The organism is Streptomyces sp. NPDC056452, assembly GCF_042796085.1.
In the GTDB taxonomy this organism is placed as follows: domain Bacteria; phylum Actinomycetota; class Actinomycetes; order Streptomycetales; family Streptomycetaceae; genus Streptomyces.
In genome coordinates this window covers 146272-168552 of record NZ_JBHTRI010000013.1, presented here as the reverse complement: position 1 = coordinate 168552, position 22281 = coordinate 146272, and the positions used below count along the sequence as shown (strand labels likewise).

Genomic DNA, 22281 nt, shown 5'->3' with positions numbered 1-22281 from the left:
ACCGGCCGGTCTCAGACCAGCCGCCGCGCCGTCGCCCACCGCGTCAGCTCGTGCCGGTTGGACAGCTGGAGCTTCCGCAGTACCGCCGAGACGTGCGACTCGACTGTCTTCACCGAGATGAACAGTTGCTTGGCGATCTCCTTGTACGCGTACCCGCGCGCGATCAGCCGGAGCACCTCGCGCTCGCGCTGCGTCAGCCGGTCCAGGTCCTCGTCCACCGGCGGCGCGTCCGTCGAGGCGAAGGCGTCGAGGACGAAGCCGGCCAGCCGCGGTGAGAACACCGCGTCGCCGTCCTGCACCCGGAAGACCGAGTCGACCAGGTCGGCGCCGGTGATGGTCTTGGTGACGTAGCCGCGGGCGCCGCCTCGGATGACTCCGATGACGTCCTCCGCGGCGTCCGAGACCGACAGTGCCAGGAAGCGCACCGGGTTCTCCACGGCACCCATCATCGGTGCGCAGCGCCGCAGCACCTCGACCCCGCCGCCGCCCGGAAGGTGGACGTCCAGGAGGACGACCTCGGGGCGGGTCGCGGTGATCACGGTGACTGCCTGGTCGACGTCAGCGGCCTCGCCGACGACCTCGACCCCGGTCTCCTCGGTGCGCCCGATCTCGGCCTGGACCCCGGTGCGGAACATCCGGTGGTCGTCGACGAGCACGACCCGTACCCGGCGCTCCGGGCCCCCGGCAGCTTCGGTGTTCTCGGTCATTGGCTCGCCCTTTCCATCTCCAGCTCGACTTCCGTGCCCCCGCCGGGCACCGAACGCAGTCGCGCCGTACCGCCGTTGCGCTGCATCCGGCCGATGATTGATTCTCGTACGCCCATCCTGTCGCCCGGGACGGAATCCAGGTCGAATCCCGGTCCCCGGTCCCGTACGGAGACGAAGACCGTGCGGCCCTCGACCTCCGCGAAGACCTGGACGGCGCCGCCCTCGCCACCGTACTTGGCGGCGTTGACCATTGCCTCGCGTGCGGCCTGCATCTGGGCCGCCAGCTTCTCGTCGAGCGGGCAGTCGCCGACGACGACGACCTCCAGCGGGACCCCGTGCTTGTCCTCGACCTCGGCGGCGGCACGCTTGACCGCCTCGGCGAGCGTCTCGGGTTCGTCGTCCTCGTCCTTGCCGGTGCCCTCCGGGTTGTACAGCCAGTTGCGCAGCTCGCGCTCCTGGGCGCGGGCGAGCCTGCGGACCTCGCCGCCGTCGTCCGCGTTGCGCTGGATCAGGGTGAGGGTGTGCAGGACGGAGTCGTGGACGTGGGCCGCGACCTCGGCGCGTTCCTGGGCCCGGATGCGCATCAGGCGTTCCTCGGAGAGGTCCTGCGTCATCCGCGCCAGATAGGGGCCCGCGAGCAGTGCGATGCCGGTCAGTACGGCTATGGCGGCGGTCAGCACGTTGCCGAGCTGGGCCGCCGAGCCGCGGACCACCATGAACACGGCGAGACCGAGCCCGACGAGGGCGACGCCCGCGAGGCCCCGGGCCAGGTGCAGCACCCGGCGGCGGCGGCCGACCTCGATCCAGCGGGCCCGGCGCGCGTTGTCGGCCTGGCGCCACACCAGGACGGAGCCCGCGCCGATCAGGAGCGTCGGCCAGATGTAGCGGTCGGCCTTGCTGCCCATGTCGACGTTGCCGACGAAGATCATGGCGCCGATGAGCAGCGCGACGAGGGCGAAGACCTGGCCCTTGTCGGGCTTGCGGAGTCTGCGCCGCCCGTCCGGGGCCGTCTCGAACACGGAACGCGACGCCTCGACCCCGCCGATGCCGAGCGGGACGACGATCCAGAAGACGGCGTACAGCAGGGCGCCGAGACCGTTCGCGAAGAACAGCCCGAGGAAGACGAATCTGACCCAGGCGACGGGCAGCCCCAGATGACCGGCGAGCCCGCGCGCGACGCCACCGAGCAGGCGCCCGTCGGCGCTGCGGTACAGCTTGCGCGCCGGCGGCTCCTCCGGATCCTGGGCGTGGGAGCTTGCGGCTCGGGTCGTGGCGGCTGGCATGGACCGATGGTCACACGGCCGGGCCGGTTGTGGCATCAGGGTCGGCCCCGGAGGCGACCCTGATGCCCGCACTTCCCGATCCCGCTCCGGGAAGCTCCCTGAGGGGTGCCCGGGAGCAATATCAGGGATCGGCCAGGGTCGTCGCGGGTCCCACGAGGGCGTACGGACCGTCACCATGGAGCCATGACCGTTCCCCAGGACGCCGCCCCCGGCGTCGCGCCGCCACCCGGGCCGAAACCGCAGCTGCGGCGCAGCCCGCGGCAGAAAGTGGTGGCCGGGGTGTGCGGCGGGCTCGGCCGGTACTGCGACGTGGACCCGGTGATCTTCCGGATCGTGCTCGGTGTCCTCGCGGTGACCGGCGGCATCGGGCTCATCTTCTACGGCTTCGCCTGGCTCCTGCTCCCCGTGGAGGGCGAGGAGGAGAACGAGGCGCGCAGGCTGCTGTCGGGCCGGGTCGAGGGTGCGTCACTGATAGCGCTGCTGCTGGCCCTGGTGGGCTGCGGGCTGCTCCTGTCGATGCTGCACAACGGCGGGATGCTGGCGTTCGCCGCGATGCTGTCGCTGGCCGTCATCGGCTTCTCCGTGTGGACACAGCACCGCAGGACGGCGGCGCCGGAGGATCCGCCGGGCGCGGCCGCTGCGCAGACGCCGGGAAGCGCGGCGCACACCGCCGGGCACGGGGCACCACCCGAGGTGAAGGCGCCGCCGACACCGGGCACCCCGTCGTGGTGGCGGGACCCGATCGTCAAGGACGGCACTTCGGGGCCGGTCGGTCCCGGCTATCTGTGGGGTCCGGCGGACGCGGTGCTCGACCCGGCCGACCGCGGCAGGCGCAGGGCGACCGCGGACGCGCCGTACCGCGCCCCCTACCGTCCGCCGGGGACCCGGGGCCCGCGGTCGATCGGCGGTCTCGTCTTCCTGCTGGCGCTGGTCGCGGGCGGTCTGGGAACGGGGCTGAGCTGGGAGACCCAGCCGCTGGGGACGAGCCTGCAGTTCGGGCTCGCCGCCGCGCTCGCGGTGTTCGGGCTCGGGCTGCTGGTCGCCTCGGTCCTCGGCCGGACCGGCTTCGGCACGATCATGCTGGCGATGGTGACGGCGGGGCTCCTGGCGGGTGCGGCGGCCCTCCCGAAGGACATCAGCACCGAATGGGTCCGTCAGCAGTGGCGTCCGGCCACGGTGGCGGCGGTCCAGCCACGGTACGAGCTGGGCACCGGGGTCGCGCGGCTCGACCTCTCGCGGATCGTCGTCCCCGAGGGCGATGTCCTGCGCACCGGTATCGGGGTGGGGGCGGGCCGTGCGCTCGTCGTCGTACCGAAGGGGATGACGGTGAAGTTGCACGCCGAGGCCGGCCTCGGGGACATCCAGCTGCCCTCCGAATCACGTGAGGACGTGGACGTCGCCCCGAGCAGGCAGACGAGGCAGACCCTCGGACCGGTCAAGGGCAGCAAGCCGGCCGGCACCCTCGAACTGAGCATGGAAGTCGGCATCGGACAGCTGGAGGTCACCCGTGCTGCGTCATGAGATCCGGCCCGGCCGCGCGGTGGCGGGCGTCGTCATGCTCGCCCTGGCCGGCGCCTACACGGCGGATGCGTCGGGGGCGTGGGCGGTCCCGTGGGTGTTCTTCTTCCCGGTGTTCTTCGGGGGCCTGTGGCTGGCCGCGACCGTGACGTGGGTGAGCTACCGGTTGCGTCGCCGCCGGGACGTGAGGAAGGCGTCGGCGGAGAACTCGGCCGCGCCCGCGAGCAGCAGCGGCAGCCAGGCCATGAGGTAGATCAGGTCGTTGCCGTAGTAGTACGGCTCGGTCTGCCAGCTCACGGTGAGCCACAGGCTCAGCGAGATCAGCGCACCGCCGAGGGCCGCGAGCCGGGCCCACAGCCCCACGAGGGTGCCGAGGCCGACGGCGAGCTCGCCGATCGCGATGGCGTAGCCGAAGCCTTCGGGGCTCTTCAGCGCCAGGTCGACGAGGGCCGGGATCGCGGAGGTGTCGCGCACCCCTTCCATCAGCTGTCCGATGGAACCGTCGCCGCTGGCCGACATGAAGGCGCTGTCGGTGAGCTTGTCGAGCCCCGCGTAGATGAAGGTGACCCCGAGGAAGATCCGCAGGGGCAGCAGCGCGTACTGCCTCGCCCGCTCCCGGAGGCTCCTCGGCTCGTCCAGACCGTATGAACCGCCGCCGTAGCCATGCATGACCGCTCCGCCTTCCGTTGGCCCGTCAACCAGACCATACGTACGCCGTGAACGGGCTGCTCACCAGGGTTGCGACTCAGTCCGTGACATCGATCGGGCAGGGGTTGGTCTCCACACCCGCCGCGGTGACGACCTGGACGTCCACGACGCCCGGTTCGACCTCCACCGGCACCGGCACGGTGAGCACCGTGTCGGACGGGTTGGCGAAGCCTCCTGCGACCGGGATCAGCGGCACATGGACGTGCACCCGGCCGATCCTGACGACCACGCGCGCGAGCCGGTCCGGGCTCCCCGACCCGGGCGGTACGAAGCCCGCGCCGCGGATCTCGATGTCGTCGCCGGTACGGATCGGGGCGTCCAGGTCTCCGGCTTCCCGGGCCCTCACGACCGACAGGATGACCGGCCGGCCGCCCTCCGCGTACTTCCCGGAGAAGTACGTCGCCGCGGAGACGGCCACCAGGATCGCCAGGCCCCACGGCAGGTCGGGCAGTTGCTCCGGGCGGCGGGCGAGGCGGACCGCGGCGAAGAGCACGGCGACGGCGCTGACGAGCACGTACTGCACATCGGTGAAGCTGCCGCGGCCGGAGTCGTCGGTGAGCAGATCGGCGGCCCGCGGCCGGTCGGCGCGCAGCTTCTGCAGCCGCTGCCCCAGGACGCGTACGGTCACCACCCGGCGTACGAGGACGGCGACGGCGCACACCAGCGCGAGCACGGTCAGCACTCCGGCGGAGCGCACCAGGTCCAGGCCCTCGATCAGCTCGTCGCGGTCGCCGTGGTCGGACGCGCCGGCCAGCTGGAGGGCGAGGACGAGCACGGCGAAGGCGGCGAGCAGCACCCAGGACGCGGCGACCGTGCGCGAGGTGGAGAGCCGGTTGTCCTCGCCGATCAGCGGGGCGAGGAGGCCGCCGCGGGACCGGTGGAGCCGGGCGGCGGCGGTCAGCAGGCCCGCGGTGACCAGTCCGGCGACCAGGCCGGCGGTGCGGGCGGTGGACCAGCCGGCGCCGATGGCGGTGACGGCCTCACCGATGACCAGCAGCGCGACCCCGCCCCAGACGGCGACCAGGGTGCGCTGCCAGACCACGTGGAGCCAGGCGTCACCGGCCTCGCGGCTGCGTTCGGCGACCGTGCGCGCGGACTGGGTCAGCTCGTCCGACACCCACTGCCGGGATGCCGACGCGGACTGCGCGACCCCGGCGGGCAGGCCCTTGCCGGCCGCCAGCTCATCGCGTTTGGCGAGGAAGGCCGCCACCGCGCGCCGGTGTCCCTCGCGTGCTCCGTGCGGGCAGTCGCCGCACGTACAGCCACCGCCGTGCGTGCTGCTCGTCCTCGCCTCGTCCAACGCCACGGGGAACGCCGCCCTTTCCTGCACCGGTACAACCAACTCGCCTGTGATTTCTGCGAATTGTGCCGTACAGGGCGGGCCCGTCCCGCATCGGGGCGGGCTGCGAGGACATGTCGTCCGCATGTACGAATGTCAGGTGCTGAGTACAAGGTACGCAAGGCCCAGCGTTCCGCGGTATCCGCCGTAGTAATCGGTGCGGCGGGCGTCGACGGCCGCGGTCACCTCCGCGTGCAGGGGATGCCCGGGGTTGGCCAGCGCCCACCGCTCGCCCCGTCCGATATTGGCGGTGGACTCGAAGAGGTCCCATTCACGCTGATCGGCGACGGTGACCTGCAACGGCCGCAGACCGGCGGCCTCCGCCTGCCGGACCAGGCCGAGGAGCGAGCCGAAGTCGCCCGGCTCGGCGCCCAGCCCCTCCAGTGCGGCCGCCGAGGGCTCCCGCTCCCAGAACCCGTCCCCGAACAGCACCCGTCCGCCCGGCCGCACGGCGGCCCGCAGCGCCTTGAGCGCCTCGGGGGTACCGCCGGGCCAGGCGTGCGAGGAGCCGATGCAGACGGCCAGGTCGTAACCGTCCCCCGGGTACTCGGCCGCGGACACCTCGTGGAACCGCACCCGGCCGGTGAGCCCCCGCTCTCCCGCCAGGCGCTGTCCGCGCGCCACGGCGTCCGGGTCGTTCTCGACGCCGTCCCCGGTGGCGCCGGGCGCCGCCGCCACGAGACGCATCAGCAACTCGCCCCAGCCACTGCCGAAGTCCGCGATCCGCGCCCCCGGGCCGGGGGCGCACGCGGCTATCAGCCGGGAGGCGTGCTCCTCGGACAGCGGGGTGTTCCAGGTGAGCCGGTCGTTTCCCGGAGCGGACATGAGGGCACGGACTTCGTCGGCAGACATAGGGGCGGATCCTGCCACGGCTGCGGCGTGCCCTGCCACCGGTTTCCGCCGGAAAACGGCGACGCCGCCGCCCCTCGGGGGCAGCGGCGTCGACGCGGGGTCCGGTCGGCCCGGATCATCCGGGTCGTCCGGGTCGTCCGGGTCGTCCGGGTCGTCCGGGTCGTCCGGGTCGTCCAGGTGGGACTACTCCCACTCGATCGTCCCCGGGGGCTTGCTCGTCACATCGAGGACGACACGGTTCACGTCGGCGACCTCGTTGGTGATGCGGGTGGAGATCTTCGCCAGCGTCTCGTACGGCAGACGCGACCAGTCGGCCGTCATGGCGTCCTCGGAGGACACCGGGCGCAGCACGATCGGGTGGCCGTAGGTGCGGCCGTCACCCTGGACGCCGACACTGCGGACGTCCGCGAGGAGGACCACCGGGCACTGCCAGATGTCGCGGTCCAGGCCGGCCGCGGTCAGCTCCTCGCGGGCGATGGCGTCGGCCTCGCGCAGCAGGTCGAGCCGCTCCTTGGTGACGTCGCCGACGATGCGGATCCCGAGGCCGGGGCCCGGGAACGGCTGCCGCTGGACGATCTCCTCCGGCAGGCCGAGCTCCTGGCCCACCATCCGGACCTCGTCCTTGAACAGCTGGCGCAGCGGCTCGACGAGCTGGAACTCGATGTCGTCGGGGAGGCCGCCCACGTTGTGGTGGGACTTGATGTTGGCGGTGCCGGTGCCGCCGCCGGACTCGACGACGTCCGGGTAGAGGGTGCCCTGCACGAGGAAGGCGACCTCGGGGCCGTCCTCCTGGAGGATCTCCAGCTGGGCCTGCTCGAAGACCCGGATGAACTCGCGGCCGATGATCTTCCGCTTCTGCTCCGGGTCGGACACACCGGCCAGGGCGTCGAGGAAGCGCTTCTCCGCGTCGACGACCTTCAGCTTCGCGCCGGTCGCGGCGACGAAGTCCTTCTCGACCTGCTCGGTCTCGCCCTTGCGCATCAGGCCGTGGTCCACGTACACGCACGTGAGCTGCGAGCCGATGGCCTTCTGCACGAGGGCCGCGGCGACCGCGGAGTCCACGCCGCCGGAGAGGCCGCAGATGGCGCGCTTGTCGCCGACCTGCTCGCGGATCAGGGCGATCTGCTCCTCGACGACGTTGGTGGTCGTCCAGGTCGGCTCGATGCCGGCGCCCCGGTAGAGGAAGTGCTCCAGGACCTGCTGGCCGAAGGTCGAGTGCATGACCTCCGGGTGGTACTGGACGCCGTACAGCTTCTTCTCGTCGTTCTCGAAGGCGGCGACCGGTACGACGTCCGTGGACGCGGTGACGGTGAAGCCCTCGGGGGCGGCGGAGCAGGCGTCGCCGTGCGACATCCACACCGACTGCTCCGTGGGCGTGCCCTCGAAGAGGGTGGAGCCGGCCTTGGAGACGGCGAGCTGGGTGCGGCCGTACTCGCGGGCGCCGTTGTCGTCGACCGTGCCGCCGAGCGTGGTGGCCATCAGCTGGAAGCCGTAGCACATGCCGAAGACCGGGACCCCGGCCTCGAACAGCGCACGGTCGAGGCTGGGCGCGCCCTCCGCGTACACCGAGGACGGACCGCCGGACAGGATGATCGCGCGGGGGTTCCTGGCCAGCATCTCGGCCACCGGCATCGTGGACGGGACGATCTCGCTGTAGACCCGGGCCTCACGGACGCGGCGGGCGATGAGCTGGGCGTACTGGGCGCCGAAGTCGACAACCAGAACCACGTCGGTGGTGGTGTCGGGGGCGGCGGGGGGCGCTGCTGGCACGGGGCGGCCTTCCGGCGGTGGAGAGGGGGTCGGTCCTCCCAATTCTACCGGCCGTGGGACCACGCCCTGCCGGGCTCCCGTCTCACCATCCGGGCCCGGCGTGGACCCGGCCCGCGGACGGGGTCCATACTTGCCCCCATGCGTCAGCACACGACCTTCGTCTTTACCTATGGCACCCGGCCCGCCGGCTGCCATGGTCGTGCTGCTTGAGCAACTGACAAGCAACGTTCCAGGCGCCCCGGGCCGACAGGCCCGGGGCGTTCTGGCGTTCCGGGCCTGTCGCTCCGGGGGGCCGCACCCCACCAGGAGTCACGATGAACACCACCGCACCCACGAAGACGGCCGCCGAGCGGACCGGCGCGCACACCGACGAGGCCGCCTCCCTGATCGGTGGCGCCCGGACCCGCATCGACGCCCTGGACGACCGGATCATCGGTCTCGTCCAGGAACGGATGGCCGTCTCCGCGGTCATCCAGGAGGCCCGGATCACCTCCGGGGGCCGCCGGGTGAACCTCTCCCGCGAGATGGACGTCCTCAGCCACTACAGCGACGCGCTGGGCAAGCCGGGGACGGCGCTCGCCATGACGCTGCTGGAGCTGTGCCGCGGCCGGGTGTGAGGCCGCCCGGGAAGGCTGTACGGCCGTATCTGCGTTCGGGCCCGGTCTCACCCGTACGGCGCGTGACCGGGCCCCGTGCCGCTTCGTTGGTCCGTGTGTCCGTGCCAGCCAGGGGCGGCAGCGGTAGGAAACCACGCGTGGCTCCGCCGGGATGTGTGACGTACTGCAGGTACGTCGTGGGACCACACCCCGGCGCGCGTGACCGGTCGGCAGGGGACAGCAGCCCGGTCACCCCAATTGCGGCCGGGCCCGGGGACGCCCGGGACCGGCCGCCCTCGGGCCGGCAGCCGTGCCGGTCCGGAAGGAAGACCCTAGCCCCGCTCGGCGCGGCGCCGGGACGTCGCGTACAGCACTCCGCCGGCGGCCAGGGCGACTGCTGCCGCTCCCGAAGCCATCAGCGCGACGGAACCGGTGGAGGCGAGACCGCCGCCGTCGTCCGCCGACGCGGCGCCGGACGTTCCGGTGGAACCCGAGGCCGACGAGGTGGACGAGCCGCCTGTCGTACCGGACGTGGAACCGGTCGTTCCGCCGGTGGTGCCCTCCGTGGAGCCGCCTGTCGCGGTGGCGCCGTCCGTCGTGCCGCCGGTGTCCTCGGAGCCGGAGTCCTCGCCGTTCAGAACCAGCTGCGCGGTGTTGTTGCCCGGGGCCGGGTCGAAGGGCAGGTCGGGGTTGCTGAGCCATGTGTTGCGGACGTCGACCTTGCCGGCAGACCCCGGGATCACCTCAGTGATCTTCAGGTCGAAGGGCAGTGCGATCTCGGCCCCGTCGCGGACGGTCATCGCGGTGTCGCAGACGTAGCGCGGCGCGCCGAGCTGCTCCTCGCGGTACTTGCCCGCGGCCGTCACTCCCTGGCAGGAGTCCGGCTTCCCGGTGACCTCGGCGCCCCGGGGGACGGTGAAGTCGACCGTGGCGACGGGCTCGCCGGAACGGATGTTGCCGATCCAGGCAGGTCCCTCGTTACGGAAGCCGATCCTGGCCGCGACGGTCTCACCCACGGAGCCCGCGCCCTTGTCGCCGGTCGCCACGAAGTCGGCGGTGTTCTCCGTGCGGAAGTCGGCTTCCTGCTGGTTGTCCCAGGGGTTGAGGTCTCCGCTGCGGGCGGAGGACGTGACCTTCTTCAGGGCCAGCTCCGGTCCGGTGCCCCGGGTGAACGTCGCGCCCGCGCGCTGCGCGGAGCGCTGTGCGGCGCTGTCCTCGTTGATGCGGTAGATGAAGGTGTCGTAGTACGCGCGCTCGGTCGCCTTGACGGACAGCGGGACCGCAAGCGTGTACGTGGCGCCCGGCTCGTAGGAGCCCTCGACCGAGCACAGTGCGGTGGACCAGGCGAAACCGTCCTGCGGCTCCTGTCCGGCCTCCCCGTTGTACTCGCAGTTGGCGTAGCGCTCGGGGAGCTCCAGGCCGCGCGAGTACATCAGGGTCAGCAGGACGCCGTCGGCGGCCGCCGTGCCCCGGTTGGCGAACGTGATCGGGGCCGGCTGCGCCTCACCCGGCTTGAGCTGCTGCTTGAAGGGGAGCTGCTTCATGACGAGGTCGGGGCCGCCGATCGTCACCTTCGTGGAGAACGGGACGAAGGTGACCCCGTCCGCCGAGCCGGTCACCTCGATGGTGCCCGACGCACCGTCCTTGCCGCCCTCGGCAGCGGTGAGGTCGAAGTCGGCGATGGTGCTGAGCCCCGCGTACACGCCGTGGTCGTGGCAGACGGCCGTGGCGCCGGTGATCTCGCAGTCCGCGCCGGTGTCCTCGGCGATGTCGATGTCGGCGACGCCCGCGATCCCGCTGAGGTCGAGGGTGTAGGTCACCTCTCCCTGGTAGCCCTCCTCGTCCTGGACCGGGTTGCTGACGGTGAAGCCGAGGGAGGTCTTCTGCGGCGACCCGGTCGCCGGGTACGGGTGCAGAGCCGTTTCGGCCGGACCGCCGAGCGTGAACGCGGGATCGGCGGCCTGCGCGGGTGCGCCGGCGGCGAGCGACCCGGCTGCGAGCAGCCCGGCGGCGGCGAGGCTGCCTGCGGTGCGGCGCAGCGCTGTTCTCGGGGAAAGGCGTGTCATCGCGGACCTCTGGGATGGGATCGACAGGTGCTGTGCAACTGCTGTGGGGCAGCACGAGTTCGACCGCGCAGCCGTACGAAGAGTTGCGCTGGACAAGATCACGGATTGGGCACGAGGGGCGCATGTGGCGAGCGCCACATAAAGATTCTGTGAGACGGGGGACAACCATCGGGCCGCATCGCAGGTCATGCATGGCGAACACCTGGTCTATTTCCGTGCCCCACAACGGCAGGCCCGTTCTCCTAATTCCTTTTCCGTACCGCAGTCCGCGCGGTACAACGGACTTGCTGAGGCCTTCATGAAGCTTCGCCGCACCCTGGCACTCGCTGCCGCCACCGCTGTCATCGCACCGGTCGTCGTGCTCTCCGCACCGGCCGCTTTCGCCACGGACACGACGCCGACCCCGAGCGCGACCGAGTCGGTGTCCACCGCGCCGTCCGAGACCGCGTCGGCCGGGACCACCGAGTCCGCTTCCCCGTCCGCGACGACGTCTCCCGACGCCACCGAGACGGCCACGACCTCCCCGAGCCCCTCCGTGTCGGAGACGACCTCGGCGACCCCGTCGGCCACCCCGACTCCGACCGCCTCGAAGACCGAGGACACGGAGGAGCCGGACGAGGACGGCTACTGCAACCCGCGCCCGCTGAAGCTCTCCATCAACGGTCTCGCCGGCAAGATCGCCCGGGGCAGCGGCTGGGACACCTTCAAGTTCAACGTCTACAACAACTCGAAGAAGACCGTGAAGAACGTGTGGTTCTTCGCGGGCGCGTCGTCCGACAAGGCCGGCGACCACCTCTTCACCACCAAGCAGGTCCACCTCCAGGCCCTCAACGAGGACACGGGCACGTGGGAGGACCTGAACGAGGAGGGCGTCTCGACCGGCTACGTCGGCGAGACCGACGAGATCAAGCCCGGGTACGAGGTCGACATATCCCTGCGCATCAAGGTGCAGGCGACTGCCCCGGTCGGCGCCGGCTTCAGCCTCGGCGGCGGGCTCGTCTTCGGCGAGGAAGAGGACCTGCCCTGCTTCACGGACGTCGCGTACAAGTTCCAGATCGTGAAGGCCGGTGACGAGGACGGCACGAAGCCCCAGGAGGGCGGCAAGGTTCCGGTCCCGTCCGAGAAGCCTGCCGACGCGGACGCCGGCCAGGTCACGGGCAGCCTCGCCGAGACCGGTTCCTCGTCCTCCACGCCGATGTTCGCCCTCGCGGGCGGCGCGGCCGTAGTGCTCGGTGCAGGCGCGATGTTCGTCGTGCGGCGCAGTAAGAACGGTGACGCCGCCGCGTAAGCGCGTCACCGGTCGAACGTGAGGGGCTGCACTCGGAGGGGGGTGCAGCCCCTTGGCGTTCCCGGACCGGCGCTTCGAAGGCGCTCAGGCCTCGGACGCGGTCGCCTTCGGCGGCACCACGGGAATCCCCAGGAACGGGAGCTTCAGCGCGCCGAACGCCTCCTCGGGCACCGCGGGCGCCTGCGGCTCGACCGCCGACAGCCGCGTGTACGCCTCGCCCTGTGCCGGCCGCGGGTCCGTCTCGCCCTTGTTGGGCCAGAAGGACATGGCGCGCTCGGCCTGCGCGGTGATGGTCAGCGACGGGTTGACGCCCAGGTTGGCGGAGACCGCAGAACCGTCGACGACCGAGATGCCCGGGTGTCCGTACACCCGGTGGTACGGGTCGATGACGCCCTCCTCGGCGCTCGCCCCGATCGCGCAGCCGCCCAGGAAGTGCGCGGTGAGCGGAGTGCCCATCAGCTCCCCGATGTTCGATCCGGGGAAGCCGTTGATCTCCTCGGCCAGCAGTGTGGCGCCCTGTGTCGCCTCGGCGATCTGCGTCGGGTTGGGCGCGCCGTGTCCCTGCCGGGCGGTGAGCAGGCCCTTTCCGATGCCGCCGGGCTTGCGGTACGCGGTCAGCGAGTTGTCCAGCGACTGCATGACGAGACCGATGATGGTCCGTTCCGACCAGCGCCGGTTGGAGAGCGAACGCGCCGCCAGCGTCGGGTGCTTGACCATGTTGCCGAGCCAGCCCAGCACCCGGTGGGTGCTGTAGGGGACCTGGAGGATGGTCAGCGCGCCCATCGCGTTGGAGCCCTTGCCGTAGCGGACCGGCTCGATGTGCGTGTTCTCGTCGGGGTGGATCGACGAGGTGATGGCGACACCCTTGCTGAAGTCGGCCTTCGCGATGCCGTGCTTCTTGCGGTAGCGGCGGTCGCTGGTCTGCGCGCCCACCAGGCCCTCGGAGTTGGTCCGGGTCAGCTCGCCGAGCTTCGACGAGAGCCGCGGCAGCAGCCCCTGGTCCTTCATGGTGTGCAGCAGCGTCTGCGTTCCGTACGTGCCGGCGGCGACGACGACCTTCCGGGCCCGCAGCACGGTGGGCTTCGCCTTCCTGCGGCGGTCCGTGGGGACGGTCGACACCCGGTAGCCGCCCTCCGGATCGTCCGTGACCGCGACGACGGACGTCATGGGGTGGATGACGGCACCGGCCTTCTCGGCGAGGTACAGGTAGTTCTCGTTGAGGGTGTTCTTCGCACCGTGGCGGCAGCCGGTCATGCACTCGCCGCACTCGGAACAGGCCTTGCGGGCGGGACCCGCGCCGCCGAAGTAGGGGTCGGCGACCTCTTCGCCGGGCTTCGCCTTCGACGTACCGTCGGCGTCCACGCCGTCGCCGAAGAAGACTCCGACGGGGGCGAAGTGGAAGCTGTCGCCGACGCCCATGGCCTCGGCGGCCGCCTTGAGGTGGACATCGGCCGGGGTCATGGTCGGATTGAGCCTGACCCCCAGCATCCGCTTCGCCTGGTCGTAGTACGGCGCCAGCTCGTCCTGCCAGTCGGTGATGCCGGCCCACTGGCGGTCCTCGAAGAACGGGGCGGGCGGCACGTACAGCGTGTTGGCGTAGTTGAGGGAACCGCCGCCGACGCCCGCGCCGGCCAGCACCATCACCTTGCCGAGCAGGTGCACGCGCTGGATGCCGAACAGCCCGAGGGCCGGGGCCCACAGGTAGTTCTTGATGTCCCAGGAGTTCTTGGGGAGGGTGGCCGGTGTGAAGCGGCGCCCCGCCTCCAGGACGCCGACCCGGTAGCCCTTCTCGCTCAGCCGCAGGGCCGAGACCGCGCCGCCGAAGCCCGATCCGACGACGAGCACGTCGTAGTCGTACGCGGCGTCGTCGTCCGGCCCGTCGGAGCGCGGGGTCTGATTCTGGGCAGCGCTGTCCTGGGACATGGCTCTCCTCGGTGCGGAAGGGAGGGAAGGGCAGGAGTGGGGCGCCCGCGTCAGCGCAGCCGGAAGGCCTTCATCGCCTTGAGGCCGAAGCTCATGAGGGCGGCGTACTTCTCGTCGTCCATGCCGAAGGACGGCGCGAGCGGCATCAGCCGCTGCTGGGCGACGGTCTGGGCCTCGGTGTACTTGAGGATCCCCTCCGAGCCGTGCCGTCGTCCGAGGCCGGAGTCCTTCATGCCGCCCATCGGGGACTGGGCACTGCCGTAGGCGGGTGCGTACCCCTCGTTGATGTTGACCGTGCCGGCCCGCAGCCGGGCGGCGATCCGGTGGCCGCGCCGGCCGTCCTTGGTCCAGACGCTGGCGTTGAGGCCGTACGACGTGGCGTTGGCGAGGGAGACCGCGTCGTCCTCGTCGGTGAAGCGGTAGACCGATACGACGGGGCCGAAGGTCTCCTGGGCGCAGACGGCCATCGGTTCCTGGACGTCGGCGAGGATGGTCGGCTCGTAGAAGAGCGGGCCGATGTCGGGGCGCGCGACGCCGCCCGCGACGAGCGTGGCGCCCTTCTCCACGGCTTCGGCGACGTGCTGGGTGACGGTCTCCAGCTGCCGCTCGCCGACCAGGGAGCCCATCTCGGCACCGTAGGCGAGGGAGTTGCCGAGCCGCATCGCCTTCGTACGGGCGGCGAAGCGCTCCAGGAAGGCGTCCGCGACGGCCTCGTGGACGTACAGCCGCTCGATGGAGATGCACAGCTGCCCCGCGGAGGAGAAGCAGGCACGGACGGCGCCCGCGGCGGCCTTCTCCACGTCCGCGTCCTCGAGGACCAGCATGGGGTTCTTTCCGCCGAGCTCCAGCGAGACCCCGACGAGCCGGGCCGCGGCGCCCTGGGCGACCTCGCGTCCGGTGCGGGTCGAGCCGGTGAAGGAGACGTAGTCGGCGCGGCTGACGACCTCGGGGCCGACGACGGGGCCCTCCCCGAGCACGACCTGGAACACCTCGGCGGGCAGTCCGGCCTCGATCAGCAGGTCACGGGCCCACAGAGCGGTCAGCGCGGTCTCCGTGTCGGGCTTCATCACGACGGCGTTGCCGGCGACGAAGGCCGGCAGCGCGTCGCCGACGGAGAGTTCGAGCGGGTAGTTCCAGGGAGCGATCTGGCCGATGACCCCGCGCGGCTGGCGCAGCTCGGTGACCTTCGTGAGGGTCGGGACGACGCCGGTGTGCCGCTTCGGCTTCAGGTAGGAGGTGGCCATGCGCCCGTAGTGGCGGGCCGAGACGGCGACGGCCAGCACCTCTTCGTGGGCGTGCAGCCGTGCCTTGCCGGTCTCCAGCTGGATGAGGTCGAGGACCTCGGCCTGGCGCTGGAGGACGAGGTCGTGGAAGCGGAGCAGTACCGCCGCCCTGGCACGGACGGACATCGCCGCCCAGGCCGGCTGGGCGGCGCGGGCCCGCTCGAAGGCGGTCGCCACGTCCTCGGGGGTGGACTCGGGCAGGTCGGCCAGCTTCTCCCCGGTGAAGGGGCTGTGGTTGGCCGTGCGGCCGGAGCCGACGACGCCGCGCGTCAGCTGGGCGATCACCTCGGGTGTGACCACGTCGGCGGCGGTGCGAACGCCTGCGGGGGCCGCTGCCACCGGGTTGGTGCCGACACGGGTGCCGGGGGCGGCGGAGGTGGTCGTGGAGGCCTGCGAGTCCGTCATGAGGGCGAGAGTATGTCCACCCGCCCACTTTGGGTACCCGTCGGTAACAGGTTTTCACAGACCCCACAACACCGCTGTCGCCGCACCCGGCGAACCAGCCAGTGATCACTGGCGAAATAACCGCTGATCAGGGGCTATCTTCCCGGCAGGCTCAGGAATCGTGAATCTTCAGCCGCTCGGCGACCTCGGTGTAAATCTTTTCCCCGTCCGTCGCCGCCTGACCGGCCGCGGGCATCTTGACCCGGACGTGCCAGTACGGATCGTCCGCCGTCCGCCCCGGGATCAGGAGCTCGTGGTAGCGGTAGCGCAGCGCGTCGTCCTCGGTCGAGGAGTACGGGGTGTACTCGGTGACCATGTCGTACGCCGTGCGGCCCTGGTGTTCGGTCTTCTTGAAGGAGACGGTGGCGTCCCTCATCTCCAGGGTGTTCGCCCCGCCCTTCTCGTAGTACGTCTTGCGGGCCTCCGGGTCGGCGCCCGCGGACTTCTCCGCCGCCGTGTCGTCCTTCTTGACCGCCTTGTGCCAGAAGTCGATCTCGAAGACCCCGCTCGGGTCCGCGTACCAGACGACGTCCCCGGTGTCCTCCTGGATGCGCTTGTAGTCCTCGGGCACGGCCACGTCCGCCGAGAGCACCTCGTTCTCCGGCCTGACCTGCCAGCCGCCCGGCAGCTCGTCCCCGCCGAACGGGTCGGCCAGCACCAGGACGAGCGCGAGAGCCACCGCCAGTACCACGGCGCCGAGCCCGGTCTGCGCCTTCCGGTTGCGGTGCAGCACCGGGGGCACCCACCGGCCGCCGCCGGACGCGCCGTTCCCGTACGGCTGGGTGAGCGCCCGGGAGACCGACGGGACCGACGCCACCGACTCCAGGGCGGATCGGATCTCGGCGGGTCCCGGCCGTGCCGCCGGGTCCTTGCGGAGCAGCTGCATGACGAGTGTGCCGAAGGCGCCCTTGCCCCGGGCCGGCATCTGCGGCTCCGCCGAGAGGATGGCCTGCAGGGTGGCCGGGGTGTGGGAGCGGCGGTACGGGGACATGCCCTCCACCGCCGCGTACAGCACGACACCCAGTGACCAGAGGTCGGACTCCGGGCCGGGCAGCTGTCCCAGCACCCGCTCCGGGGAGATGTACTCGGGCGACCCGACGAAGGCGCCGGTCTCGGTGAGCCGCTGCTCGCCCTCGACCTGCGCGATGCCGAAGTCGGTGAGGACGACCCGGTCGTCCCGCCCGAGCAGGACGTTGTCCGGCTTGACGTCGCGGTGGAGTACACCCGCACCGTGGGCGGCGTTCAGCGCGCCGAGGACGGCGAGGCCGATCCTGGCCGCCTCGCGCGGGTCGAGGGTCCCCTCCTGAAGACGGTCGCCGAGCGACTGGCCGCTGACCAGTTCCATGACGATCCACGGCTTGCCGTCCTCGACGACCACATCGTGCACGGTGACGACGCTGGGGTGCTCGATGCGGGCGGCGGCACGCGCCTCGCGCTGCATGCGCAGATAGACGACGGCCCGCTCGCGTTCCCCGAGGTGGTCCGGCACCCGCGGTTCCTTGACGGCCACGTCACGGTCCACGATGTCGTCGTGGGCCCGCCAGACCGTGCCCATGCCACCGTGCCCGAGGCGCCCGACGAGCCGGTAGCGGCCCCCGACGACCCGGTTCGGCGCACCCTCGGGAGCCCGCTCGGTGACGGTCGGGGTGGGCGCGGGCGCGCCGGGAGGTTCCGGGAAGGCGGACTGTTCGGGGAGACCCGGCTGTCCGCGTACGGGACCCGGCGGCTCCTGCGGAGCGTGCGGCGGCCGGAGCCCGTAGCTCGTGGGCTCGTTCGCCCGTCCCCCATCATTGGTCATGTCCTCATCCTGTAGGAAGCGCACAGGGTGTGACCACCGGGTCGGAACAGAGGGTGCAGAGCCGTGACAGTCGCCGCGGGGGTGACCGGTCGTCAGTCCGTGGACTCCGGGGGCTTCCAGCTGCGCAGCATCGTCTCGAAGCGGTCCCGGCTCTCGGCCCAGTCCTCCTCGGGCCCCGTCATGTAGATCGCGTACTCCGGGCCGCCCGTCTCACCGAAGTACATCTGGTCGATCCCGTGGCGCGGCCCCGGATGGTCCTTGGACTCGAGCCAGGTGAACTCCCAGAGGGAGCCCGGCCGGTCCCTGAAGGTGTTCGAGTGCAGGGTCAGCCGGTCGTAGCCCGGCAGCCGCTCGGAGAGGTCCTTCTCGATGCTCAGCATGTGCATGTACGAGTTGTCGAAGTCGGGCTTCGGATCGAGGCTGATCCGGATGCGGTGCGCCCCGTTGTCCGGGGTGTAGTCGATCTGGTTGCCGTCCGTCTGCCGCGTCCAGCCCTCGGGCACGGCGAGAGTGAAGCCCTCGGGGTCGTGGACCCGTGTCCAGCCGTCGGGTATGTCCTTCGGGCCGGGCTGCGCATCCTCGGACGGCGTCGACGGGCCGGGCGACGACGGACCGGCGGTTGTCCCGGTGCCGGAGCTGCCGTTCCCCTTCCTGCCTTCGTCGCCCGCGTACTTCATGGCCACCAGGCCCGCGGCCCCGCCGATCAGCGCGGCGACGGCGATGACCAGCAGCGCCGTACGCCACCTGCCCCGGCTGCGGCGGACCGCGGGCGCGGGGGTGTACGGCTGCGCGAGGACGTGCGGCTGCGCGGCCTCCGGCCCGGCCGGGGGCTGTGCGGGCTGCGCGAGACGGGCCGTCGACCCGTCAGGGACGAAGGCGCGCAAGTCGTCCTCGGACACCCGCTGGGTCGGCACGTACGCCTGCGCCGTGAGGGACTTGCGTCCCTCCATCGCCTCCAGCAGCATCCGTTCCGTCTCGGCGGCCGTCGGCCGGTCCGCGGGGTCCTTCCGCAGCAGTGCCGTGATCACGGGCGCCAGCGCCCCGCCGCGCTCCGGCGGGGGTGGTTCCTCCGTGACCACGGCCTGCATCGTGGAGATCGGGGACGTACGGCGGAACGGTGAGCGCCCTTCCACAGCGGTGTAGAGCGTGGCGCCCAGCGACCAGAGGTCGGAGGCCGGGCCGGGGTCGCCGCCGCGTACCCGTTCGGGCGCCAGGTAGTCGATGGAGCCCACCAGTTCACCGGTCCTGGTGATGGTGGAGTCGCCCTCGATCGCGGCGATCCCGAAGTCGGTCAGCAGCACCTGTCCGTCCCGGGCGAGCAGGACGTTGCCCGGCTTGACGTCCCGGTGCAGCACCCCGGCGCTGTGTGCGGCCCGCAGCGCGCTCAGTACGTGGAGACCGATCCTGGCCGCCTCGCGCGGCTCGAGCTCACCGGTCTCCTTCGTCGCGTCGGCGAGCGAGGGCCCGTCGACGTACTGCATGACGATCCAGGGGCGCTTGTCGTACTCGATGACGTCGTGGACCGTGACGACCCCGGGATGGGTGATGCGGGCGGCAGCGCGCGCTTCCTTCTGCGTGCGGGCGTGCAGCACGGCCCGGTCCGCCTCGGCGGCGTACAGCCCGGCGGTCAACTCCTTGACGGCGACGGTCCGGTGGAGCACCTCGTCATGGGCGCGCCACACCTTGCCCATACCGCCGCGGCCCAGGACGTCGCCGAGCCGGTACCGTCCCGCCAGTACGATTCCCGAGTCCGTGCCCTGCGCATGTTCCACGTGTGTCCCCGCCCCATTCCTTCGAATGACAGGTTACGGAGGGGAGGCAGCGCCACGGAACCTCGCACCGCGGCACGAGACCGCACTGTGATGCTTGTCGCGCTCTGCCGCGGGGTCAGGAACCCACGCGGTAGGAGGAGATGGCCTGCTCGTAGACGTCGGAGACCTTGTCGCGCTCGTTCGACGGGCCGATGACCTGGATGATGTGGTACCTGCCGCTCACGATCATGACGAGGTTGCGGACGTAGACCTCGCGGCCACCGCTCTCCTGCCAGGTGAACTGCCCCTCGGCCATGGCCTGCCGGCCCACATCGACCCGGCGCATGCCCGTGGACGTCGCCCAGCTGGACTCCCGGAAGGGCTGCAGCTCCGGTTCCCTGCTGCGCTGATAGTCCAGCGGATCACTGCCGTTGGCCTTGACGGTGTCGCGGCCGGGCACGATCAGCACGCTGAACCCGTCGCTGCCGTACCGGATCTGCCGGTCGGCGTTGGCCGGGCTGCGCTGCCAGTCCTTGGGCACACCGATCTCGAAGCCTTCGGCGTCCTTGCGCAGCGCATAGCCCGGAGCGAGCGCGACGGCCGAACGGCTGCTCTGCGGCTTCTCCGAGCCGGAGGACGCGGAGGGCGCCGACTCCCCGGCCGAGGCACTCGGTTCGGGTTCCGGCTCCGCGGGCGCAGCGGAGCCGGAGGGCTGTCCCTGCGACCCCGTGTCCGTACCGCCGTCGGACCCGGCCTTGGGCATGAACATCACGGCGTAGGCCACCGCGGCGGCCATCGCCAGCAGGATCAGGACCAGCAGCAGCCGTCCCAGCCGCCTCGGCGGCCTGCCACCGGGCCGCCGGCCGGGCTGCGGCTCGCGCAGCACCCTGGGGCCCTTGGGTTCGCGCGGTGGGCGCGGCGGCTTCTTCGCGTATTCCGGCTCGTGGACGGGCTGCTTCTCGTACCGCTGCGGCTTGCCCTGGCGGTGGCGGCCGTGCGCCGACCCGCGGCCCCGGCGCCTGCGCACCAGCTCACCCCGTCGGCGTACGACGGGGAGGCGGGTGGCGTCCGCCGGCGGCAGCGGCACGACGTCGTTGCCCGCCTCGGGCTCGGGCGCCGACCGCACGAGGGAGCGCAGCCAGCCGCGCAGCTCCTCGAAGTCGGGCCGCTCCGTGGGGTCCTGACGCAGCAGTGACTCGACGACGGGGCGGAGCGGGCCGCACTCCTCCGCGAAGGCGGGCGGCTCGCCGCAGACCATCTGGACGAGCTCGGCCGCGTTCTCCTCGGGGTACGGGGCGTGGCCCTGTACGGCGCGGTAGAGCAGGGCGCCCAGAGCCCACAGGTCGGTGGACGGGCCGATGGGCGGGGCCAGCTGCCAGTTGTCGTGGACGGGGCCCGCCTGCTCCGGCGCCCATCGCTCGGTGACGGCGCCGACGACGGCGATACGGGCCTGCCGGGCGCGTTCGGCTGCGAGGGGGGTGGCGGGGCCGCGGTAGGCGGGGGTGCTGCCGCCGCCCGCGACGACCTCGTCCCAGCCGCCAAAGGACGCCTGTGCGGCCACCGGCTGCGGCAGACGGTCCTGCCGGGCTGCGGGAACGGCGGGGCCGCTGCCCAGGCGCCGCGAGTCGGCGCGCAGCGCGTCCTCCCCGGATCCGCCCGAACCGCCTGCGGGAACCGGGCGGCCCGCGCCGGGTCCGTCGCCCCAGGTGCCGGCGAGGTGGACCCGCCGGGGACCGCCGGCGTAACCACCGGGACCCTCGTCGTCCTCGTCGTCCTCGTCGTCGTACGGGTCGTAGGTGTCGTCGGCCGCCCGGCCCCAGGTGCCGGCCGGCTGCGGAGGGCCGATGGCGGGAGGAACAGCCGTCTCCCCACCGCCTGCGCCCGCCTCGTCACGGCCGCGCTGCTGGTCCTCGTTGACCCGGGCCGCGGCGCGGGCGCCCGCCCGGTAGGCGGCGATGGCCCCGGCACGGGCGGCGCGCAGCTGCGCGGCGCTTCCGGCGCCGGGTTCCGCCACGGGCACGGCGGGACGGGCCGGCCGCGGGACGAGCTCCTGCCCGTGCCGGTCCGCGCCCAGGTCCGCTTCCCCGGCCGGCGGAGCCGCCGCCTCGATCTCCGCGGGGCCGCGCGAGGCCGGCACCCCGGCGGCGGACGGCCCTTCCGGGGAGGGCGGGGAGGGCGGAGCGAACTCGGAGGGCGGGGCGAACTGCTGGGGCGGGGCGAACTCGGAGGGCGGCTCGTACGGGCCGGTGGGGCCCGACTCGACCGCCGGTGCCCCGTAGGTGTTCTCGTCGTCGGGCTGCGGTGCGGGGACGTACCCGCACAGCGCCTCCTCGGCCGCGCCCGCGGCCAGCCCCGTCAGCACGACACGGCCGTCGTCGCAGACCAGTACCGTGCGCACGGTGATGTTGCGGTGGGTCCAGCCGTGGGCGTGCAGCACCCGCAGCGCCGTCAGCACATCGGAGCCGATCTCGGCGGCCCGGTACGGGTTGAGGGGCCGCTCGGCGAGAAGGGCCGCGAGCGGGCGCGCGGCGACCAGTTCACTCACTATCCAGAGGGAACCCGCCTCGGCGAACACGTCGAAGACCTGGTCCAGGCGCGGATGGTCGGGCACCTGGGCCGCCGCCTGGGCGGCCTCGATCGCCCTGCGGACCGCGGGGTCCGTGGAGCGCCGCACCGTACGCCCGGTGGCGCGCCTGGCCGCCGAGGGCAGCCCGTCGGCGTCGAGCACTTCCGCGTCCACGACCTCCGGCAACGGCACCTGCCGGACCAGGACTTCCTGCCCGCTGTACGTGTCGAACGCCCGGGTCTCGACCAGTTCGTACGCATCGGACGGGGGCAGCGGAAGGCGGTAGCGGTCGGCAAGTACCCGACCCGCATAGTCGTCCACGACGCCTCCCCAGAGCGCGCTGTCCCCCGGTCACGGAGACCGCATAATCAGTCAATTGCGGTCACTTG

General features: G+C 72.1%; 15 protein-coding genes. 3 read left to right on the top strand and 12 right to left on the bottom strand.

Annotation, left to right across the window (positions count from 1 at the left end):
• Window positions 1-11: 11 nt before the first annotated feature.
• Complete coding sequence (locus ACFQ6X_RS15905) at window positions 12-707, bottom strand: response regulator transcription factor (RefSeq protein WP_073744370.1); 696 nt, start codon at window positions 705-707, stop codon at window positions 12-14.
• Window positions 704-1990, bottom strand: a complete 1287-nt coding sequence (locus tag ACFQ6X_RS15900) for a PspC domain-containing protein (protein WP_383181765.1) — start codon at window positions 1988-1990, stop codon at window positions 704-706. Before ACFQ6X_RS15900 ends, ACFQ6X_RS15905 begins: the two co-directional genes overlap by 4 nt.
• Before the next feature lie 183 nt (window positions 1991-2173).
• Here ACFQ6X_RS15900 and ACFQ6X_RS15895 point away from each other — a divergent pair, with 183 nt between their 5' ends.
• Complete coding sequence (locus ACFQ6X_RS15895) at window positions 2174-3511, top strand: PspC domain-containing protein (RefSeq protein WP_383181762.1); 1338 nt, start codon at window positions 2174-2176, stop codon at window positions 3509-3511.
• A 156-nt stretch (window positions 3512-3667) separates the two neighbouring features.
• Here the strand turns inward: ACFQ6X_RS15895 and ACFQ6X_RS15890 are convergent, their stop codons facing one another.
• From ACFQ6X_RS15890 to guaA, 4 genes are all read right to left on the bottom strand, one after another.
• Window positions 3668-4177, bottom strand: coding sequence for a DoxX family protein (locus tag ACFQ6X_RS15890; protein WP_383181759.1), 510 nt, complete (start codon window positions 4175-4177; stop codon window positions 3668-3670).
• 76 nt (window positions 4178-4253) lie between these two features.
• Complete coding sequence (locus ACFQ6X_RS15885) at window positions 4254-5522, bottom strand: hypothetical protein (RefSeq protein ID WP_383181756.1); 1269 nt, start codon at window positions 5520-5522, stop codon at window positions 4254-4256.
• A 129-nt stretch (window positions 5523-5651) separates the two neighbouring features.
• The gene (locus ACFQ6X_RS15880) at window positions 5652-6407 is read right to left on the bottom strand and encodes an SAM-dependent methyltransferase (RefSeq protein WP_383181753.1); all 756 of its coding nucleotides are present in this window, start codon (window positions 6405-6407) and stop codon (window positions 5652-5654) included.
• Window positions 6408-6590: 183 nt separating this feature from the next.
• Window positions 6591-8177 (bottom strand): glutamine-hydrolyzing GMP synthase, encoded by a 1587-nt coding sequence (guaA, locus tag ACFQ6X_RS15875; protein WP_383181750.1) that lies wholly within the window; start codon window positions 8175-8177, stop codon window positions 6591-6593.
• Between the two features lie 314 nt (window positions 8178-8491).
• On the opposite strand from guaA, the gene ACFQ6X_RS15870 reads away from it, so the two are divergent.
• Entirely contained in the window at window positions 8492-8794 is a 303-nt protein-coding gene (locus ACFQ6X_RS15870) for a chorismate mutase (protein WP_383181748.1), read from the top strand.
• 311 nt (window positions 8795-9105) lie between these two features.
• Here the strand turns inward: ACFQ6X_RS15870 and ACFQ6X_RS15865 are convergent, their stop codons facing one another.
• Window positions 9106-10839 (bottom strand): peptidase, encoded by a 1734-nt coding sequence (locus tag ACFQ6X_RS15865; protein WP_383181745.1) that lies wholly within the window; start codon window positions 10837-10839, stop codon window positions 9106-9108.
• A gap of 298 nt (window positions 10840-11137) precedes the next feature.
• On the opposite strand from ACFQ6X_RS15865, the gene ACFQ6X_RS15860 reads away from it, so the two are divergent.
• A complete protein-coding gene (locus ACFQ6X_RS15860; RefSeq protein ID WP_383181742.1) occupies window positions 11138-12127 on the top strand; it encodes an LAETG motif-containing sortase-dependent surface protein in 990 nt (329 codons plus the stop codon).
• 84 nt (window positions 12128-12211) lie between these two features.
• Here ACFQ6X_RS15860 and ACFQ6X_RS15855 read toward each other — a convergent pair whose 3' ends face one another.
• The 5 genes from ACFQ6X_RS15855 to ACFQ6X_RS15835 form a co-directional block, all read right to left on the bottom strand.
• A complete protein-coding gene (locus ACFQ6X_RS15855; RefSeq protein ID WP_383181739.1) occupies window positions 12212-14050 on the bottom strand; it encodes a GMC oxidoreductase in 1839 nt (612 codons plus the stop codon).
• Window positions 14051-14100: 50 nt separating this feature from the next.
• Window positions 14101-15738, bottom strand: coding sequence for a succinic semialdehyde dehydrogenase (locus ACFQ6X_RS15850; protein WP_383181736.1), 1638 nt, complete (start codon window positions 15736-15738; stop codon window positions 14101-14103).
• A 151-nt stretch (window positions 15739-15889) separates the two neighbouring features.
• Entirely contained in the window at window positions 15890-17575 is a 1686-nt protein-coding gene (locus tag ACFQ6X_RS15845) for a serine/threonine-protein kinase (RefSeq protein ID WP_383181733.1), read from the bottom strand.
• A gap of 92 nt (window positions 17576-17667) precedes the next feature.
• Complete coding sequence (locus ACFQ6X_RS15840) at window positions 17668-19347, bottom strand: protein kinase (RefSeq protein ID WP_383181731.1); 1680 nt, start codon at window positions 19345-19347, stop codon at window positions 17668-17670.
• A 115-nt stretch (window positions 19348-19462) separates the two neighbouring features.
• Window positions 19463-22213 (bottom strand): protein kinase, encoded by a 2751-nt coding sequence (locus ACFQ6X_RS15835; RefSeq protein WP_383181728.1) that lies wholly within the window; start codon window positions 22211-22213, stop codon window positions 19463-19465.
• Window positions 22214-22281 lie beyond the last annotated feature (68 nt).

Coding starts and splice junctions, on each gene's coding strand:
- ACFQ6X_RS15905 (WP_073744370.1), bottom strand. CDS start 707: ATGACCGAGAACACCGAAGCTGCCGGGGGCCCGGAGCGCCGGGTACGG.
- ACFQ6X_RS15900 (WP_383181765.1), bottom strand. CDS start 1,990: ATGCCAGCCGCCACGACCCGAGCCGCAAGCTCCCACGCCCAGGATCCG.
- ACFQ6X_RS15895 (WP_383181762.1), top strand. CDS start 2,174: ATGACCGTTCCCCAGGACGCCGCCCCCGGCGTCGCGCCGCCACCCGGG.
- ACFQ6X_RS15890 (WP_383181759.1), bottom strand. CDS start 4,177: ATGCATGGCTACGGCGGCGGTTCATACGGTCTGGACGAGCCGAGGAGC.
- ACFQ6X_RS15880 (WP_383181753.1), bottom strand. CDS start 6,407: ATGTCTGCCGACGAAGTCCGTGCCCTCATGTCCGCTCCGGGAAACGAC.
- ACFQ6X_RS15870 (WP_383181748.1), top strand. CDS start 8,492: ATGAACACCACCGCACCCACGAAGACGGCCGCCGAGCGGACCGGCGCG.
- ACFQ6X_RS15865 (WP_383181745.1), bottom strand. CDS start 10,839: ATGACACGCCTTTCCCCGAGAACAGCGCTGCGCCGCACCGCAGGCAGC.
- ACFQ6X_RS15860 (WP_383181742.1), top strand. CDS start 11,138: ATGAAGCTTCGCCGCACCCTGGCACTCGCTGCCGCCACCGCTGTCATC.
- ACFQ6X_RS15855 (WP_383181739.1), bottom strand. CDS start 14,050: ATGTCCCAGGACAGCGCTGCCCAGAATCAGACCCCGCGCTCCGACGGG.
- ACFQ6X_RS15850 (WP_383181736.1), bottom strand. CDS start 15,738: ATGACGGACTCGCAGGCCTCCACGACCACCTCCGCCGCCCCCGGCACC.
- ACFQ6X_RS15845 (WP_383181733.1), bottom strand. CDS start 17,575: ATGACCAATGATGGGGGACGGGCGAACGAGCCCACGAGCTACGGGCTC.